The sequence below is a fragment of the Pelotomaculum schinkii genome (assembly GCF_004369205.1).
Classification (GTDB): domain Bacteria; phylum Bacillota; class Desulfotomaculia; order Desulfotomaculales; family Pelotomaculaceae; genus Pelotomaculum_C; species Pelotomaculum_C schinkii.
On record NZ_QFGA01000001.1, the window covers coordinates 1,656,373 to 1,673,976 of the forward strand.

Below are 17,604 nucleotides of genomic sequence, written 5' to 3' on the forward strand. Positions count from 1 at the left end.
CATTCTCCTTTCCTCTCACATGGGTCTCTAAATCCTTTTTGGGCATGGCTCTGTTCGATCAGCTCCACCTTTTGTTGACTAATTATGCTCAATCGCTTAAATATTCCATATCTTTTCTATTCATAACATAACACTACACAGCTCAATAATCAACGATAATTTATCATGTTATATAATGTTATGTCTATTTGTGTTCCGCACGCTGTCTGTGAACAATCACGCTGACTTAAGCGGTCTGGTGGTAGGCGGGTATGACCTGGGCCCCGGCTTTTGGCCGGCTGCTATCGGTTTTACTCTTACCCCCTGCAATTCAGCAGGGATTGTATCTGTATAATCCACCAGTTGATTACTGTCATTATAGAGAGCGGCGCGCTTAATAGTAAGGGTATAGGTCTTGCCGGCGGCGCCGTTTCCCGCGGTTACCGCCACGGCCACCGGGTTGTCGCCCACAGGATAGTGTGTTGTTTTGCTTCCTATTCCGTTATGGTAAAACTCAATGTCTGGCTGGCTGCGGCGCGAGGCGCCATGGTGTCCCAGCCGTCCCAGACGAAAATGTCCACGTAGGCTTCTCCGCGCATACCCGCCGGCAGGGTGAAGTCGCTGCTGACAGTGGAGCCGGTGACCGGGACGTCGCTGGCTATCCCCACGCAGCCCAACACCCGGCCGCCGCCGGCGCTGGTGGCGCCGCTCCCGCCGCGCACCTGGATGATGGCCAGGCCGGCGGCGGGGGCGGCGTTATTATTGTGCACGGAGGCCCTGACGCGGTAGCCGCCCCCGCCGGCCACGGTATTGACGCTCTGGCCGGCCATGTTGAGCAACTCTGCCTTACTGATGACAAAACAATGGCTGTCGCCGGCGGCATAGGCTGTCGCGAGCAGTGGCGGGGAATTGGTTTCATCCGCCTTCCCCATGGACATATATGCAAAAAACATCATTAAGCAGAGAAAAATCAAGCATATTTTTTTCATCTAGGTTTATTCCCCCCAGTTAGTTGTCTAGGTTTCTTTTCGGCGCGGCTCCGCCCCAGTTCCACCTCCTTGCGCGGCATAGGGTTATTGCTTTTTTATCCCACGCGGTCTAAGACGTTATATCAAAGCTGTACTCAAATGGGACATTAATGGGCACTCCGGCGTCATCTAAAACGTACACGTCCGCGTAAGCCTTGCCCGGGGAAACATCGGACAAGATAATATCGGCATAGACATCCGCTCCCGTCGCGGGAATTTCCGACTGCAAGCTGACGATGCCCAGCGGTTCCCCGCCGTATTCCGCCGTGGCGCCGCTTCCGCTGCGCACCTGGAAGAGCACGTCCGCCGTCTGCGCTTTGCTGGTATAGTTGTTTATGCGGGCCTTCAGGTGGCAGTACCCGGAGCCGGATGCCGCGCTTATTTCTTGATAGTCACTGTTCACGAGTTTAACGCTGTCGACGGCAACCCTGGAGTCCATGTCACTGCTCTTGCTTATCTCAAACTCGTCCATGATCCCGCCGTCCAAACCCCTGGTTGTCATGGTCAGCACGTCGCCGTCTATATTTATGGCGGTATAGCCGGTGGATGCCGAGCTTTCCTTCACCACGGCGATATAGTCATGCGTCTCCGTTTGAAGATAGGTCTTGTTGCCGGCGTTGCCCAGCACGTAAGTAATGCCCTGGTCCGGTCTTTCCTGTATTACCCCGGCGCTGATGGGATAGGTGCGCATGTACAGATGCTGGTGCCCGACGAAGACCATGTCCACTCCGTTGCTCTCCATTATCGGCGCCCAGCTGGCCTTGATCATGTCGCTCAGGGTTGCGTCGCGGGAATCCACTCCATAGGGAGGGTGATGGAACATAACAAACTTCCATGTCTTATCGCTGCTTTGCAGGTCGCTCTCCAGCCAGTTCATCCCGGCTTCGCTGAGATCGCCTTCACTGCCCATCAGGTTGCTGTCCAATACCACAAAATGGGCGTTGCCGTAATCAAATGAATAATGGTGTTCTTTGAGCTCTTCAGGGCCGTTCTGGGGCAGGGCGAAGGATTTTAAATATATGCTGCTCGCATTCTCAAATTCATGGTTGCCGATGGCAGGCATGAAGGGTATGCGGTCAAACACGCCGGCCGCGGTGTTGAAAAACTCTTCCCATTGCCCGGTATCTGTAGTTTCATCAACCAGATCGCCGCCCTGCAGGGCAAATTTCAGGTCCGGGTAATTGGTTAAAGCATTTTCCAATAGCTGTTTCCACACACCGGCACTATTTGGGTCATAACCTATATGGAGATCGCCCATATACATAAAGCTAAACTTATCGGTATCGGCGGCGGTGGTGAAGGCGCCCGCCTCACTCCAGCCGCCTTCGCAGCCGACCCGGTAAACATAGGTGACGCCTGATTCCAGGCTATCCAGTTGGGCTTCAAAATGATTGAATCCCGTATAAAGCTCGCTGCTAACGGCTTCTTTTTCCAGAGCGCCGCTGAAGTCGCCGGTTTTTTCACTTTCTTTCATGTATTGAATCTTCCCGCCGGTAACGGCGTCGCCGGTCCGCCAGGCGATAGTCTGGGTAGTCCGCGGATCGCCGGTCCAGGATAGAATGACTTGCTCGGGCGCGCCGGCGGCTCCGTAGACAAATGTCTGAACGGCCGGGGCCTGCAGCCCGGTTGAACCATATACTTCTTGCCCGACGGTCTGCTCCGGCGGGTCGGTGTTGCCGGCCGCTCCCTGACCAATGAAGGCAGCGCCGGCAAGCAGCATTAAAACCAGCAATAATCCCATCCATTTCAGCCGGTCTCTCATTTTTAACATAGCTACTCTCCTCTCTGTTTCCTGGGCTTCACCCGTGGCATATAGCGGATTGCGCCGCCATTTTTATGACATGCGCAGGTTTTTTTACTGCGCGGTGATAAAATTGACATAAATCAAGAATCGCTTCAGGATCGCCGCGCTCTGGGCACGGTCGGCATTGCTTCCGGGGGAGAACGCGCCACCCGGCATGCCGCTTATAATACCCGCCTTAACCGCCAGGGCCGCGTCGGCTGCCGCCCAGGAAGAAATTTCCTGCCTGTCGTTAAACCTGGCCAACTGCTCTTCCTGCTCAGGAGCGGATAAGCTATCCTCTTTGCCGGCTACGCGCGCCGCCCTGGCAATCATGGCCGTCATTTCCTCCCGGGTGATGCAGGCGTCCGGCTTAAAAAGGCCTCCTTCATAGCCCTTAATGATGTTTTCAGCCGCGGCGGCGGCGACACTGCCGGCATACCAGTCCGTGCCGGCCACATCTTGAAACTGTCCTGCCTTTAAAACTCCTTCTTCCAGACCTAAAGCCCTCACCAGCAGGGCGGCAAATTCTGCCCTTGTTACATTGCTGTCAGGTTCATAGATGTTTTCACCTTTGCCGGCGATCAGCATCTTGGAAGCCAGCAGCTCAATATCCGCTTTGGCCCAGTTGTCCTGGATGTCGGAAAAGGTTTCGGCGGACTGCAGGACAGTATATAAACTGTTCGTCCGGTTCAAAATAACCGCGATATTTTTACCGTCCCTGGTTTCAAAGCGGGTGGGCACGGGCAGAAATCCGCTTTTCGCTTCATTCCACAGGGCGCCGGTGGCTTGGTTGACATTGACATTGTCACCAAGCGTGAGTTCCCGCTCCACGTATTTGCCGCCGAAAGACTTATACTCCACTTTTTTGCCGTTGGGCGCGGTAATTTCTATCCTGAACTCCACCGGTTCAACCAGCATCTGCTGTCCTTCCCGGACATGGGCGGCAAGTTCGCTTTTAATGTCTTCCGTCGCTTTGGAGATCACAATGTTCATGTTCAGCTCTTCCGGCTTTACGCCCAGCCCGGCGGCTATTTCGTCAAGATTGAGGGCCTCCAGAGGCAGGGTGTAATTCCCGGTCAGGCTGTTTATCCCCAGCAGCATCCCTTTTTCTTGAGCTTTTTGCAGCGCCGCGGCGGGTACTTCCACGATCACTTCATCCACATCGGCGGTGGAATTCACAGCCAGCCTGCCCCCCGGCTCTCCTTTTTCGATATCTTCCAGCACGCCCGCCAGCAAAGTAAGCTTTTCTCCTTTACGTCCGTTTTCCAGGTCTATTAATTCTTTTTTTATATTCTCCTCATTAATAGCAACCGCAGCAACCCCGGCAGCCCCGGTAGGCGCTGGCGTTGCTCCGGGGACGTTGAACGTCAAGGCCAGAACATCGCTGTTCCGCTTGCCCCGCCCCACCGCCATCGCTTTGACCGTGGTGGTGGTATTCACAACAATCGGATCAACCTGCCCTTGCTGCGGGCCACAGCCGTGTAGATTGAAGATCTTGCTGTCAAGGTCCGGCGTGGAACCGTCGGTGGTATAATAAGTATTGGATTTTAACTCAGTCTCCAGGTAGATTTCTGAGCCGCTTGCCACCTCGCCGCCCTGCGTGGCTACTTTTTTTGAGGAATCAGGAGTAATGATTTTTGCCACCGGCTTGGCCCACTGCCCCGGTGAACTGGTCGACACGGTAATGTACTTTAATCTTTTGACAAACCCCAGGAGGGTTTGTTCCGTTCGCGCCCGCTGCCCAAAACATAGTACCGGCGTATCGGTGGCATCCATATCGCCAAAGTCTGAAGAGCCCTCAACCCGCTTCAGGGCTATGATCGGCTCCACTTCCGTTTGGCCGGGGAACCTGTAGCGTGTTGTATGCAACAATTCATCTGCAGTGAAGCTGATCGTGTATCCGTCGCTGCCCTGAAAAGTGATCATCTTGGCGCCGCCAGTTCCGGCCTGATTCAGTAAAGTTTGCAGCAGCACACCTTCAGCGGCCACAGGTTTATCCTGGGGCATGTCGCTCGTCGTTGAATACAGCACCCTTTCCTGGTGCATCGCTTCCAGCTCAGCCCGGGTAAAAGAAACTTTTTGGGATACCCCGTTGCCGTTAATGAATAAAATAGCATCCGGTTTTGTTGGGTCATCCCCGCCTCCACCCCCTGTTACCGTAAAGCTGGAAGTTTGGGCGGCGGCCAGCCCGGCCCCGGTAATGGCAATGGTATATTCGCCGCCCACCGCGTCGGCGGCCAGGGTAAACATGGTCATGAAACTGCCGTCGACCACAGACGGCTGGGCTATATAAACCCGCCCGTTCTCGCTGTTGCGCACGGTAATGGCCAACTGGCTTACATTGGTGGCTGTGCCGGCTATTTCCACGACGTCTCCGGCTTTAAATCTCTGACCGCTCGACGGACTTTGCAGTCCAACTTCAGTCTCGGTAGCGCTTACTATAAACTTGTACTTTTTTACGGACAGTCCTAAACCGCTGAGGGAAATGGTGTATTCTCCCTGCGCGGCGCCGGCATCCAGGGTGAAGCTGGTAGCAAACAGGCCGTCTTCCACTTCGGGCTGGGCCGTATATACCAGGACTCCCTGCTCATTTTTTACCGCTATAGAGACCTCGGATATGCCCTGAGCGGTTCCCGCTATTTCAACGCTGCCGCCCGGCTGGAATACCTGCCGGGATTTGGGGGAAGTCAGGCTGGCCTGGACGCTGCTGCCCGCATAACCGGGGTATATATTGATACCTGACATCGTCAGCGCCAGGATTAGTGTCATTAAGGCACACAGGATCTTCTTCTGGTTTTGGTATAACTTCATTTATATTCTCCTCTCTCCTTCCCTTGGACCTGACGACGCTATTTAATGTCGAAACTCAGATCATGATTGCTATTGCCCAGAAGGTTATGGTCGATTGGGTTGTCCCAGACGAATACGTCGACATAGGCTTTACCGCTCAAACCATCGGGCAGGGTGAATTCTGCTTTCGCCGTACATCCATCAACATCTACCACGGTTTGGGCGGCTGTGTATCCAACGATTTTTCCCCCGCTGGCCGCGCCCGCGTCTTCTCCCGCGCGCACCTGGATGATCAGGAAGGTGTCTTTGGCGGTATTTACATCGTTAATCATCTTTGTTTCGATGCAGTATCCCCCGCCGGGGGCCACGGACGTTGCCGCCTGTCCGCTATAGTCCAGCAGCCGCACTTGATCTATGGTTACTTCGTCATCTACATTAACCAATTTAATGGTGTTGACATACCGCAGGCGGTTGGCGCTCAAATCGCCGCTGTTCAGATTGCGCAGGATTTGTATTTTCACGGTCTGGCCGCCCGACACATCGCTTACTTCCTGCCCGTTTACCTCGTAAGCCAGCAGGCATTGCTGATCTGTCAAGCTCTGCACGGTTCCGCCGTCATATTCTTCGCCGCCGGCACCGATGAATTTTACTTGCCAGTTGCTGGAGACATCCAGTTGTCCCAGCAGGGTGCTCAGCAGCACCCCTTTGGCGTTCAGGGTTACGGTCTGGCCGTTGTCGCTGCACTGGTAAGCCGCCTGGGTCTGGACCATGGCTTTTAATGTCTCAACGGTGTAGTCAATGGGGGTGGTAATCCCCGCGCCTTTGACGGTGCAAGCCAGCGACCCCAGGCTATAATGGAAGGTACTCACCTCGCTGTCCAGCCTGCCCAGGCCTATGGCCCTGGCTTTGATGGTCATATCTCCGGTTACGGGTATGGGTTTATTAAACTCTGGCCTGAAGGTCGGGTAGCTGATGTTGAATATATTGCTTTTTACCGTGGGTTCGGTTCCGTCCAGGGTGTAGTATATTCTGGTGTGCCAAAGGGAGTCGTCTCCGTAGTGCAATTTTACTTCTGTTCCCGGAACCACCGTGCCGGAGTCAGGCTCGGCCCAGGGCATGTCCCATTGCTCCAGGGATTCGGTGGTTACCTCGATCGTGCATCCGGGCAGCAGTCCTTCCATTTGTTCTCCTTTACAGCAGGTTGGCTCCAGCGGTGATTGCTGCCCGTAAATAATTTTGCCGCCGTTGCGAAAGGCAATCATGGCATCCACCGGCACGGCTCCTTCTTCGCTTCTCCCGGCCGGCGGCCATTCGGAACAGTCAAGGAAATTTTCGCCCGCTGGGAAATAGTAGCGAGGCAGATCCATTAAATCTCTTTTGGTGAAGTAAGCATAGGTGCTGGTGGGTGATTTTATTTTGATCGTGGTGGCGCTGTCTTTCAGACCGCCTGCTTGTTCAAAAAGTGTCTTTAAGGTTACGCCGGTGGTGTTTCTATAATCCTGCAAAGAGGGATAATAATTGTAGCCGGTATAGTCTGCTGTTGTTTGCATAGCTTTTAACTGATCCATGGTAAATTGCACCGTCTTATTAACACCGTCGCCTTTCACCGTTAACGCTATCGTGTCGTCCGCACTCGACACTTGCGGCGCCATCATGACCAGGAACCCGACAATAGCGCTCAACATCACCAGGCAGGCCGCCAGTTTTCGAAAATTAAATTTTCTATAAAATGCCATTATTCTCCACCTTTCACAGCTACCAAATTTGATGTTATGGAAAAGATAAAATTTGTTTTTGAGCAGTAAGAAACACTTTGGTTGCAGTCATTTGGTCATGCAAAAAAATGGAATCTGATGTTATGTGCTAGTACCAACAGAACCGTCCCCCCGGCATGCCGGCATCGCCCCTATTTTTCGTGAAGAGTTCACTATCTGTTCACTCCATGTTCACAATGGCGGGCTATAATCGTAATCACAAACAAACCATATGATAATGAAAAATAATATTTTCAACTACTTATTTAACGCGTTCACAATGACCGTAACCGCCTCCGCCCTGGTGGCGCTGCCCAGGGGCCGGACGGTGTTGTCGGGATAACCCTTCATGATCCCGTTCCCGGTGGCGGTGGCGATGGCTTCCCCGGCCCACCCGGAAATGCTGCCGCTGTCGGCAAACTGGCTCTGTCCTGTTGCCGGGGCCAGTTTGGCGGCCTTGACGACCATTACAGCCATCTGCTCGCGGGTAATCAGGTCGTCCGGGCCGAAGGTATTATCCTCATAACCATTCACCACACCATTGGCTGCTGCCGCGGCAATATAGTCTTTGGCCCAGTGCGCCGCGGTGTCGGCAAAGACCTTGCCGCCTTTGTTCTCAAGCTGGAAGGCCTTCACCAGCACGGTGGCAAATTCGGCCCGGGTAATGGTATTGTCAGGCTTGAAGCTGCCGTCTGGATAACCGTCGATCGCTCCCAAGGCCACCAGCTTGTTGATATTGCTCAAAGCCCAGTGGCCGGTGAGGTCTTTTAATGTTGCCGCCGTCGTCCCGGCCGGCCCGGTTTCTGCTTCCCTGACGGCGGCCAGCACGGCAAACTTGGTGAAGTGGTTCACCTGCACGGTCACGGTGTTGCCGGACACGGTGCCGCCGAGGTTCACCCACTGGCCCAGGGTTTCGTCGTAGTATCCGATCGCAGGGGTTTCACCCGCGCCGATTAAGTTGGGATCGAAGCTGAGCCTGATGGTTACATCCTTGGCAAAGCTGTAGCTGCTCTCGCCCCCCACGCTGAACTCGTACACGCTGCCGGCCAGTCTGAAGCCGGCGGGCACGGCGGGAGGGCTGGTTATTTTCTGGACTTTTACTTCCACTTTACTGGCGCCTGTCAGCGCGCCGGCCGGCACTACAACAGTGGCTTCATTGCCGAGGCTGATGGTGCCGCCGGCGGCAGGTGCGACGGTAGCCGTCCCGGTGGTGGAGGCAACTGCCTGCGGCGTTGCGGCGCCACCGCCGCCACCGCCGCCACTGGAAGGTGTATCGCTCTTACTAACCTTGAAAGTGAAATCAACCGGCACAGCTAATCCTTCTGCTCCAATTTTGATGGTATATTGACCCTCCACCGCGTCATCATTGAGTTGAAACTCCGTAGAGAAAGCGCCGTTTTCTACCGGAGGCTGCGCCGCATAGGCAATGCCGCCTCCAGCATTGCGCACTAGAATAGCGACCTGGTTAGTATTTTGGGCTTTTCCAGAAATTTGAACGTTATCTCCCGGTTTATAGCTTTGGGAAGAACTTGGCGAATCAAGACTGATTGACGCTTCGTCACCCTCGGCAAAAGCAACTTCCATTAACAACAAGCAAAATACTGAAACTAATAACGCCCTAAAAAGTTTTCTTGAAAATACCATCTTCTCACGAATCCTTCCTTTCTGATAAATGAAATTAACGTCCGCTAGTGCCGATCATGCCTGACAGAATATTTAATTTACAACTAGGTCCGGGCCTGCCTAAAATCCCTTGACGGCACATAATTTCTTTCTCTAGGCATTCCTCCTTAATTTGTTATATTGTGCATTGTCGATTATTGACCGGCGGTTGAAGGGAGCCCGTAGGGAGACTGGAATACCGCCCATGCGGACGGCGCAGCCGAAGGCCGCTCATGAGTTTAATACTCGGAGTGATTTTTCAGATAGTCCCGTGGTAGATATGTAGATTTATAATTATGAGATTGGGAGATACTTTCTTTTCCACATTGGCTTTACGACAAGAGACATAATAATGCATAGCAATGTATAACTTAATTCGTTTTAACCCAAAAACGACTTCATGTAAACAAAACGATACAAAAAGTTACATAACTAAATATAATATTATTACGTACAAGAAATATTTGTCAATAGGCTTTCCTGTTCAAGGAAATTTTCTTTATATCGGAAAACAACCCATAGCCATCATTGCCGCCAGCCGAAGTAGAGTAGGCCCTATAAAGACAATATCTTTCCCCCTCTGTTAGCTTGTGGTGGGAACCAGAAAATGCATTCTGTGAAGAATGCAAAAAAGATGTCGCCTATTCTGTCGAAAATGTTCTATGACAGGCACATTGAAAGGGGCTCCACAAAAGTACAACATTGGAAAACTTATGACATCGAGAATTATGCCCGGGTCATGTTTAGCAGGTCAATTAGAAGTTGACGAAGGTAAAGCTGTATAATGGCATTATAGAAACATCAAGAGCAAACAGCCCCTGCGGATGGAACCCGCCGGGGCTGTTCTCTTTCAGCAAACTAAATGCCGGCAGGCTGCCGGGGCCGGCCCGGGCGGTTATTGTACTTGATTTTCAAGGTATGGTTCAAGCCTCTTTACAAGGCCAAATAATGGGTATATAATTTAGAAGCGTACCAACTGTACTATTTGTATTAATACAATCTTATGGAAAGGAGGGGCACTATGTTTGAATTGGACCTGCGGAGCCGCGCGCCTATTTATGAACAACTGGTTGATAAAATCAAAGAGCTCATCATAAATAACGTCCTCAAACCTGACGAGCAATTACCTGCCGTACGGGTTCTGGCCAGTGAATTAACCATTAATCCCAATACCATCCAGAAGGCCTACCGGGAACTGGAGTACCGGGAATATATTTACTCTATTCCGGGAAAAGGCAGCTTCGTCAAGCCTGCTATTCCCGAGAACAACACAGCTCGCATGCAAACACTGGAAAACGAGCTTTCGAGAATTGTGTCGGAGATGCTTTATCTTGGCGCTTCCCCCCAAGAAATCATTACCCGGGTTAAAACGCGGTTAGCCAAAAATGGAGGAGGTAAAAACGGATGATTGAGCTGGAAAGTGTCAGCAAGAGCTTCCAGGATTTAGAGGCGCTTAAGGACGTAAGCCTGTCCGTGCGCAAAGGCTCTATTTACGGGCTGGTCGGCTCCAACGGAGCTGGAAAAACAACATTATTAAAACTTTTAGCCGGCATTTATAAACAAAATTCAGGCAAGCTCACGATTGACGACCAACCGGTATTTGAAAACGACTGGATTAAATCGCGCACAGTTTTTATTCCCGATCTGCTATACTATTTCCCTAATTTTACAATTCAAGACATGGCTCATTTCTATGCGCATATTTACCCCCGCTGGGACCAGGCGCGTTTCGAAAAACTCGGGGGCGCTTTTAATATCGAGGCCAAACGGCGCGTGAAAACTCTGTCCAAAGGGATGCAGCGCCAGGTCTCCTTTTGGCTGAGTTTGGCGCTGACACCTGATGTGATGATCTTGGACGAGCCTCTTGACGGGTTGGATCCGGTGATGCGTCAAAAAGTAAAGAACCTCATTATTCAGGACGTGGCTGAAAGAGAAATGACCGTCATGCTCTCTTCACACAATTTACGCGATCTGGAAGATATCTGCGACTATATCGGCATTTTACACCAGGGCAGAATGCTGATTCAGAAGGACCTGGACGCTCTGAAAGCGGACGTACATAAGATCCAGATTGCTTTTAGCGGAGAGACCCCCCCGGCGCTGCTTCAGGACATGCCGGCGCTCTACCGGGAAAAAAGAGGCAGCGTGCTGATCTTAATCGTGCGCGGCGCATATGAAGAGATCATGAAGCGCATGCAGTCCTATCACCCTGCCATTTTGGATGTCCTGCCGCTCACTTTGGAGGAAATATTCATCTATGAAATGGGGGATCATGGTTATGAAATCAAAAACATCCTTGCTTAACCGCGGCATATTGCTCAATGATTTTAAAAGATTCGCCTGGATAGGCGCCGGATATCTGCTGATACTGCTTCTGAGTGTCCCGCTGAAAGTGTTCATGCTGTACAGTAAATCCGAAGACATGATCATCAATAACACGTCTGTGTATTTGCGCATATTTCAGTTTGATACCAATGCCGCCCTGTTGCAGGTCATGTCGTTAATCATTGTTCCCGTTTTGACCGGCCTTTTGCTATTTAGATATTTGCAGGACAGTCAGGCCTCGGATATGCTGCACACTTTGCCCGTCAAGCGGGAAACCCTTTACCAGACTCATGTTATGGCAGGCATTATATTGCTGTTCGTACCGCTTATCCTTACTGCGCTGGTCACCTGGGCGCTGGCCGCCGGGTTGGGGATTGAACATGTGAACGGTACGGACATACTGAGCTGGCTGGCTGTCAGCCTGCTGATGAACCTGCTTTTCTTCATATGCAGCGTGGCTGTCGGCATGATTACCGGTATGTCCACTGTGCAGGGCGTGTTAAGCTTCATCCTGCTCCTATTGCCCAGCGGGCTGTCTCTATTGCTGCTGAATAATATGAGCAAGTATATTTACGGATTGCCGTATGGTTTCTATTACGATAACGTAACGCACCTTTCTCCCCTGATTAGGCTGACTGAAAACTCTATCCGCTCTATTACAGCCGTTGAAATCGTGGTTTATTTGGCAAGCAGCATCGCCTTGTATTTTTTAGGCAGGCGCCTTTACCGGAAACGCCGGTTGGAAACGGCCGGCGACGCCATTACCTTCGATATCCTGCGGCCGGTTTTCAAATACGGCGTCACTTTTTGCTTCATGCTGCTTGTGGGCAGTTATTTTTACAGTAACCAGGGCAATATGGGCTGGACCTATTTCGGTTATTTTCTCGGTTCATTACTGGCCTATTTCCTGGCCGAAATACTGCTCAACAAATCCCTGCAGGTTTTTCAGCTGCGTCGCCTTAAAGGCTACGGCATTTATTGCCTGGTCATTATCGCCTTGTTAGGTCTGCTTCATTTTGATTGCGCCGGTTATGAAAAAAGGCTGCCCGATCCGGTCGAAGTAAGAAGCATCTATCTGGATTACTCTTTTTACGCCTTAAAAGAAAAAGATAATAATATACGTACTGCCGTCAATGTGCGGGACGGGGTTCAATATAAGTACCAGCCGCCTGTCCCGGCCATATTTACCGAAAAGGATAATATAGCCAATATTTATGCAATGCACCAGAAAATAGTCGCCAACCGACTGGATGGAAAAAAAGCGTTCTTAACAAAACGTACAAATAATGATTCCCAGCAAATTTGTCTGGCCTACGAGCTGGAAAACGGCAGACATATTTACCGGCAGTATGAGATTGCCGCGCAGGATTATGCGGCATATCTGAAACCAATTTATGAATCGCGGGAATACAAGCAGCTGCACAATGAAATTCTTCGCATAAATATTGCTGATATAAATCTGATCGAGGTTAGCGCGTCCGGGATAAATAAGAACGTCCATATTATTGATCCGGAATTAATTGCGCAAGCCGTCGGCGTCCTGCAGAGTGATGTTTACGAAAGAAGCTATGAAGAAATGACGGACATGCGGCCCCCCTGGGCTCATATCAATATCTCTTTAAAAGATCATCGCAGTGTCGACCTGGGCTGGGAAAAATCATATGATAATTTCGGCAAGTGGCTCATTGATCTCGGCGCTTATAATCAGGCTCGATTGCTTCCGGATGACATCGCCTACGCAATTGTTGACAAAAGTCCTGATCTTAACAAGCAAGATATGTACAAACTGCCAAGCCAACTGGATCTTCAGGATTTAGAAGAGAAGCCGGGTATTCTAAAAATCACTGATCCGGAAAAACTGGAGCTTTGTTTACGAAATTTGCGTAATTATGGCAATTATAATAGAGGAAACATGGAACAGTCGGCGTATAGTGTGGTTTTCCTGCTAAAAAACGGCGCCACCTTTGCGGGACTCCTTTTTGAAGATGATGCGCCCGCTTTTGTTAAAGAGCACTTTGCCGGGTGAAAAGAGAGCGGAGGATAACCCCGTGTCCACTACGCATGAGGCTTTTCGAGAACGTTTTATAACCAGAACCGTTCCCATTGTCACTTGCCACAAACAGTGTTCTCGAAAAGGCTTGACTCGCGGGCATGGGGTTATCCGGAGTGAACGGAGCACCTGGGTGCGTTCCTTAGCGCGTGCGTTGCATGCAGCAAAGCTTGAATAGCGCGTAGCTTCCTGGTGGCTGTCTGCAGATGCGGGCTGCATAACTATCTTGTTATACAAATGGGAGAATTGCGAAGAGAGCGGAGGATAACCCCGTGCCCACTACCCCGGAGGCTTTTCGAGAACGTTTTATAACGAGATCTGCACAAAAGAATGACCGCTATTTTTTAGCGGTCATTCGTGAAAAATTAAAAAATAGAATTTTTAAGTTCCCGCCGGTCCATCACCCGCTTGGCCTTGCCTTCGCTCCTGGGAATGGTCCGGGGTTCTACGAACTTGATCTTGACGCTTATATTCAGGACGCTTAAGATCTTAGCGCGAATTCTTTGTTCCAGACCCTCGAGCTGTTTAATCTTATCCGAAAACATCTTCTCGGACAGCTCAACCCATACTTCCAGGTTGTCTAATTCACCCTTGCGGTCCACCACCAATAAATAATGCGGCTCGGTCTCGCCAAATTCCAAAAGCACGCTCTCGACCTGGGACGGGAAGACGTTGACGCCCCTGATTATAAGCATATCGTCGTTGCGGCCGGTAATCCGCTGCATGCGCACGTGGGTACGTCCGCAGGCACATTTTTCAGGTAAGAGCGCCGAAACATCATGGGTACGGTAGCGAATTAAGGGGATGCCTTCTTTGGTAATTGTGGTCAGGACCAGTTCTCCCTGCTGCCCGTAAGGCAGGGGTTCACCGGTATCCGGGTCGATAATTTCAGCTATAAAGTGGTCCTCATGGATATGACTGCCGTTTTGAACCGGGCATTCTACAGAAACTCCCGGACCCATGATCTCGCTCAGCCCGTAAATATCCAGGGCTGTAAGGTTGAGCTTCTCCTCAATCTGGGTCCGCATGTTTTCCGTCCATGGCTCGGCCCCGAAAAAGCCGGCCTTTAAGTTCAGTTTTTTGAAATCAACGCCGGCCGCTATTCCTTCTTCAGCCAGGTACAGGGCGTAGGAAGGGGTGCCGGCAATGATAGTCGCGCCAAAATCCTGCAACAGCATCAGCTGCCGTGTTGTGTTGCCGGTCGAAGCGGGTACAACAGAGGCGCCCAGCCGTTCAGCCCCAAAGTGCAGCCCCAGGCCCCCGGTGAAAAGTCCATACCCGTAAGCGACATGCACCACGTCGTCTTTAGTCCCCCCGGCCGCTGTCAGACCTCGACATATCATGTCCGCCCAGTTTTCGAGGTCCTTCCTGGTATAGCCAACCGTCGTCGGTTTGCCGGTTGTACCCGAAGAGGCGTGAATGCGTACAATATCGCTCATCGGCGCAGCGAAAAGGTCAAAAGGATAATTGTCTCTGAGATCCTGTTTATTCGTAAAAGGCAGATTTTTCAGGTCTGACAGCGACTTGATATCTCCCGGCTCAATACCTTTTTCTTTAAAAGCCTTCTGATAAAACGGCACCCGGGAAACCCTTTTTACTGTCTTCTTGAGCCGCTCAAGCTGCAGCTCTTCCAGGCCTTCCCTGGACATGGTTTCAATCTCCTGGTCCCAATACTTTGTTTTGCTTTCCTTGAGAATAGAAATCATCCAACATACACCACTTTCCATGATATTTTTATTTAAATTACAGCTTGCCAACATATTTTGCGCCCGTTATACGTCAACAGCTCAATGCTGTCAAGACACCGCCGGCCTGGCCCGGCCAAGGTAGGCTTCCTGCACCCTGGTATCCTTCAGCATATTATCTGCTGTTCCGCTTAAAGCCACCCGGCCCCTTTCCACCACCAGCGCCCGGTCAGCCACCTTTAAGGCGGCTTTCGTATTCTGTTCCACCAGGACCACGGCGACACCGGTCTTTTTCAAAGCCGCAAGTGACGCCATGATTTCCTTAACCACCAGCGGGGCCAACCCGGTCGAAGGCTCGTCAAGGAGCAGGAAGGAGGGCCGGGACATCAGCCCTCGCCCGATAGCCAGCATCTGCTGCAGGCCGCCGCTCAGCATGCCTGCAGGCTGGTCCTCTCTTCCCCGCAGGGCGGGAAAGAGGTCTAATATCATGCCGGCATCCCGCCTTATATCAGCCTTCCCGGAATGATAGCGGTGATAGGCCCCCAAGATCAGGTTGTCATAAACGGTCAGGGAAGTAAAAATCTCCCTTCGTTCGGGCACCAGCGCGATCCCCTGCCTCACCATATACTCCGGCGGCCTGCGGGTAACAGACCGGCCCTTAAGGATTATTTCACCTCCGGCAGGCTTGTAAAGACCCGCCAGCGTCCCCAGCAGGGTGCTTTTCCCGGCCCCGTTGGGTCCCAGAACAGCGACCAGCTCGCCCCTGGACACTTTAAGGGAAACGCCGTGCAGCGCCTGCACCCAACCATGATAAACTTCAAGTCCGTTAACCTCAAGCAACCTCTTCATCCTCCCCCAGGTAAGCGCTGATTACGTCACGGTCGGCCTGGATTTCGGATGGTGTTCCCTGGGCTATGGAACTGCCGAAATTGAGCGCCATGATGCGATCGGCCACTTCCATTACCGTTTCCATATCATGCTCAACCAGCACCATGGCATAACCCTTTTCCCTCAGCCTTTTTAAAAAGGCAGCCAACTCGCTGGTCTCGGCGCTGTTTAGGCCGGCCGCGGGTTCATCCAGTAAAAGCAGCTTGGGGCCGGAGGCAAGCGCCCTGGCAATTTCCAGGAGACGCTGCTTGCCGAAAGGAAGGGCCGCGGCAGGTGTGTCCTGATATTCCGACAGTCCCACCTCGCCCAAAAGAGTGATGGCGTCAAGCCTGGTCTTTTGTTCTTCAGCGGCAGAACCGGGCCAGCGTGCCAGACACTTTAAAAACCCGGTACGTCCCTTCAAATGAGCGCCTGCCATTACATTTTCCAGCGCCGACATGCTGCCGAAGAGCTGAAGATTCTGAAAGGTCCTGGCTATCCCGGCGGCGGCGATGCGGTGGGGCTTCAGGCCGGATATAGGCCGTCCGTCAAAAATGACCCTACCCTCGTCCGGCGCCAACATGCCGGTTATCAGGTTGAAAAGGGTAGTCTTACCCGCCCCGTTAGGACCGATCAGAGCAAAAATCTCCGCCTGGCATACCATAAAGTTTATATCTTTTACGGCAGCGACGCCACCGAAATATTTTGTAAGGCCGGCTACTTCCATCAGCATTGACTAACCCCCCTTTGTTTAAATCCGGAACGAAAAATCATCACCAATACCAGGATGATTCCATAAAATATGATCTGATACTCCCCGCCGGCCCCTGGTATGGCCAACGGGATCGCCCAGCGCAGCGCTTCCCCCAGGACAACCACCAGTCCCGCCCCCAGGAGCGGCCCCCACATCGTCCCCAAACCACCTACCACCGCCATAAGCACAAATTGTACAGAGGTTTGAAAACCAAAAGGGGATGGGCTTACAAAGGTTACGTAAAAAGCGTACAGTCCCCCCGCCAGGCCGGCCAGCACAGCGCTGAAGATAAAAGCTTGAAGTTTCAGGCCGGCTGTATTGATACCGGAGGTTTCAGCGGCATGCTCACTTTCCCGGATGGCCCGCATGGCCCTTCCCACCCTTGAGCCAATCAGGTTCCTGGCTCCGAGCAAAACAAGCGTTAGAACGGCCAGCGTCAGGTAGTAGAATTTGATATCCCGGTCAAAAACCAGACCTCCCAGGGAAAAGTAAGGAATTCCGGTTAGGCCGGATGGCCCCCCGGTCAAGGACTTAAGTTCGTTAAATAGAATATGTACCAAAATACCGAAAGCCAGGGTGGCCAGGACCAGGTGCAGTTCCTTCAGTTTTAAGGTGGGGGCGCCAATCAGGGCGGCAACCAGCCCGGGCAGTACCAGCGCAACCAGGAGGGCGAGCGGGGTGGGCCAGTGCCAGGCCGTGGTCAGCACTGCCACGGTATAACCACCCATCCCAAAAAACGCGGCATGGCCGAACGAAACCTGGCCGGCGTAACCCATCAGGAGACCCAGCCCCGTGACAACAATGGCGTACAGTCCGGTAACGATTAGAATGCCCAGGATGTAATTGCTTTTCAGCAAGAATGGCAGCAATAGAAGCAGCACAAGCCCCGCTAACATCAGCAGGTTTTTTCTTTTCATCTTTATTCTC

The 17,604-nt window shown here is 52.0% G+C and carries 14 protein-coding genes; 4 read left to right on the plus strand and 10 right to left on the minus strand.

The annotated features are described in order from the left end of the window. Positions 1-216: 216 nt before the first annotated feature. The 6 genes from Psch_RS07775 to Psch_RS07800 form a co-directional block, all read right to left on the minus strand. Positions 217-435 (minus strand): hypothetical protein, encoded by a 219-nt coding sequence (locus Psch_RS07775; RefSeq protein ID WP_190239772.1) that lies wholly within the window; start codon positions 433-435, stop codon positions 217-219. Positions 436-473: 38 nt separating this feature from the next. After that, positions 474-968, minus strand: a complete 495-nt coding sequence (locus Psch_RS07780; RefSeq protein WP_190239773.1) for a hypothetical protein — start codon at positions 966-968, stop codon at positions 474-476. Positions 969-1,077: 109 nt separating this feature from the next. After that, positions 1,078-2,778, minus strand: a complete 1,701-nt coding sequence (locus Psch_RS07785) for a purple acid phosphatase family protein (RefSeq protein WP_190239774.1) — start codon at positions 2,776-2,778, stop codon at positions 1,078-1,080. Positions 2,779-2,862: 84 nt separating this feature from the next. Then, on the minus strand, positions 2,863-5,601 hold the full coding sequence (locus Psch_RS07790) for an S-layer homology domain-containing protein (RefSeq protein WP_190239775.1): 2,739 nt from the start codon (positions 5,599-5,601) through the stop codon (positions 2,863-2,865). A gap of 38 nt (positions 5,602-5,639) precedes the next feature. Then, positions 5,640-7,316: a chitobiase/beta-hexosaminidase C-terminal domain-containing protein gene (locus Psch_RS07795; RefSeq protein ID WP_190239776.1), complete on the minus strand. Its 1,677-nt coding sequence runs from the start codon at positions 7,314-7,316 to the stop codon at positions 5,640-5,642. Positions 7,317-7,592: 276 nt separating this feature from the next. Continuing rightward, positions 7,593-8,918 carry an S-layer homology domain-containing protein gene (locus Psch_RS07800; protein ID WP_190239777.1) on the minus strand — a complete coding sequence of 442 codons (1,326 nt, stop codon included), beginning with the start codon at positions 8,916-8,918 and terminating at the stop codon, positions 7,593-7,595. Between the two features lie 840 nt (positions 8,919-9,758). On the opposite strand from Psch_RS07800, the gene Psch_RS07805 reads away from it, so the two are divergent. The 4 genes from Psch_RS07805 to Psch_RS07820 all read left to right on the plus strand — a co-directional run bounded on the left by Psch_RS07805 (position 9,759) and on the right by Psch_RS07820 (position 13,347). Beyond that, positions 9,759-9,956 carry a hypothetical protein gene (locus Psch_RS07805; protein ID WP_190239778.1) on the plus strand — a complete coding sequence of 66 codons (198 nt, stop codon included), beginning with the start codon at positions 9,759-9,761 and terminating at the stop codon, positions 9,954-9,956. A gap of 61 nt (positions 9,957-10,017) precedes the next feature. Next, the gene (locus Psch_RS07810) at positions 10,018-10,404 is read left to right on the plus strand and encodes a GntR family transcriptional regulator (RefSeq protein ID WP_190239779.1); all 387 of its coding nucleotides are present in this window, start codon (positions 10,018-10,020) and stop codon (positions 10,402-10,404) included. Then, entirely contained in the window at positions 10,401-11,300 is a 900-nt protein-coding gene (locus Psch_RS07815) for an ABC transporter ATP-binding protein (protein ID WP_190239780.1), read from the plus strand. Before Psch_RS07810 ends, Psch_RS07815 begins: the two co-directional genes overlap by 4 nt. Beyond that, positions 11,275-13,347 carry a DUF6449 domain-containing protein gene (locus tag Psch_RS07820; protein WP_190239781.1) on the plus strand — a complete coding sequence of 691 codons (2,073 nt, stop codon included), beginning with the start codon at positions 11,275-11,277 and terminating at the stop codon, positions 13,345-13,347. Before Psch_RS07815 ends, Psch_RS07820 begins: the two co-directional genes overlap by 26 nt. A gap of 389 nt (positions 13,348-13,736) precedes the next feature. On the opposite strand, the gene Psch_RS07825 is transcribed toward Psch_RS07820, so the two are convergent. The 4 genes from Psch_RS07825 to Psch_RS07840 all read right to left on the minus strand — a co-directional run bounded on the left by Psch_RS07825 (position 13,737) and on the right by Psch_RS07840 (position 17,594). Further along, a complete protein-coding gene (locus Psch_RS07825; RefSeq protein ID WP_190239782.1) occupies positions 13,737-15,077 on the minus strand; it encodes a phenylacetate--CoA ligase family protein in 1,341 nt (446 codons plus the stop codon). 90 nt (positions 15,078-15,167) lie between these two features. Further along, the gene (locus tag Psch_RS07830; protein ID WP_190239783.1) at positions 15,168-15,896 is read right to left on the minus strand and encodes an ABC transporter ATP-binding protein; all 729 of its coding nucleotides are present in this window, start codon (positions 15,894-15,896) and stop codon (positions 15,168-15,170) included. Then, entirely contained in the window at positions 15,889-16,656 is a 768-nt protein-coding gene (locus tag Psch_RS07835) for an ABC transporter ATP-binding protein (protein ID WP_190239784.1), read from the minus strand. The genes Psch_RS07830 and Psch_RS07835 overlap by 8 nt, the downstream gene beginning before the upstream one ends. Continuing rightward, positions 16,650-17,594, minus strand: coding sequence for a branched-chain amino acid ABC transporter permease (locus Psch_RS07840; protein WP_190239785.1), 945 nt, complete (start codon positions 17,592-17,594; stop codon positions 16,650-16,652). The genes Psch_RS07835 and Psch_RS07840 overlap by 7 nt, the downstream gene beginning before the upstream one ends. Between the last annotated feature and the right edge of the window lie 10 nt (positions 17,595-17,604).

Excerpts from the sequence above, each read along its gene's own strand:
- Psch_RS07785 (WP_190239774.1), bottom strand. The coding sequence starts at position 2,778 with ATGTTAAAAATGAGAGACCGGCTGAAATGGATGGGATTATTGCTGGTT.
- Psch_RS07835 (WP_190239784.1), bottom strand. The coding sequence starts at position 16,656 with ATGCTGATGGAAGTAGCCGGCCTTACAAAATATTTCGGTGGCGTCGCT.
- Psch_RS07820 (WP_190239781.1), top strand. The coding sequence starts at position 11,275 with ATGAAATCAAAAACATCCTTGCTTAACCGCGGCATATTGCTCAATGAT.
- Psch_RS07840 (WP_190239785.1), bottom strand. The coding sequence starts at position 17,594 with ATGAAAAGAAAAAACCTGCTGATGTTAGCGGGGCTTGTGCTGCTTCTA.
- Psch_RS07825 (WP_190239782.1), bottom strand. The coding sequence starts at position 15,077 with ATGATTTCTATTCTCAAGGAAAGCAAAACAAAGTATTGGGACCAGGAG.
- Psch_RS07780 (WP_190239773.1), bottom strand. The coding sequence starts at position 968 with ATGAAAAAAATATGCTTGATTTTTCTCTGCTTAATGATGTTTTTTGCA.
- Psch_RS07810 (WP_190239779.1), top strand. The coding sequence starts at position 10,018 with ATGTTTGAATTGGACCTGCGGAGCCGCGCGCCTATTTATGAACAACTG.
- Psch_RS07800 (WP_190239777.1), bottom strand. The coding sequence starts at position 8,918 with ATGGAAGTTGCTTTTGCCGAGGGTGACGAAGCGTCAATCAGTCTTGAT.
- Psch_RS07790 (WP_190239775.1), bottom strand. The coding sequence starts at position 5,601 with ATGAAGTTATACCAAAACCAGAAGAAGATCCTGTGTGCCTTAATGACA.
- Psch_RS07815 (WP_190239780.1), top strand. The coding sequence starts at position 10,401 with ATGATTGAGCTGGAAAGTGTCAGCAAGAGCTTCCAGGATTTAGAGGCG.
- Psch_RS07795 (WP_190239776.1), bottom strand. The coding sequence starts at position 7,316 with ATGGCATTTTATAGAAAATTTAATTTTCGAAAACTGGCGGCCTGCCTG.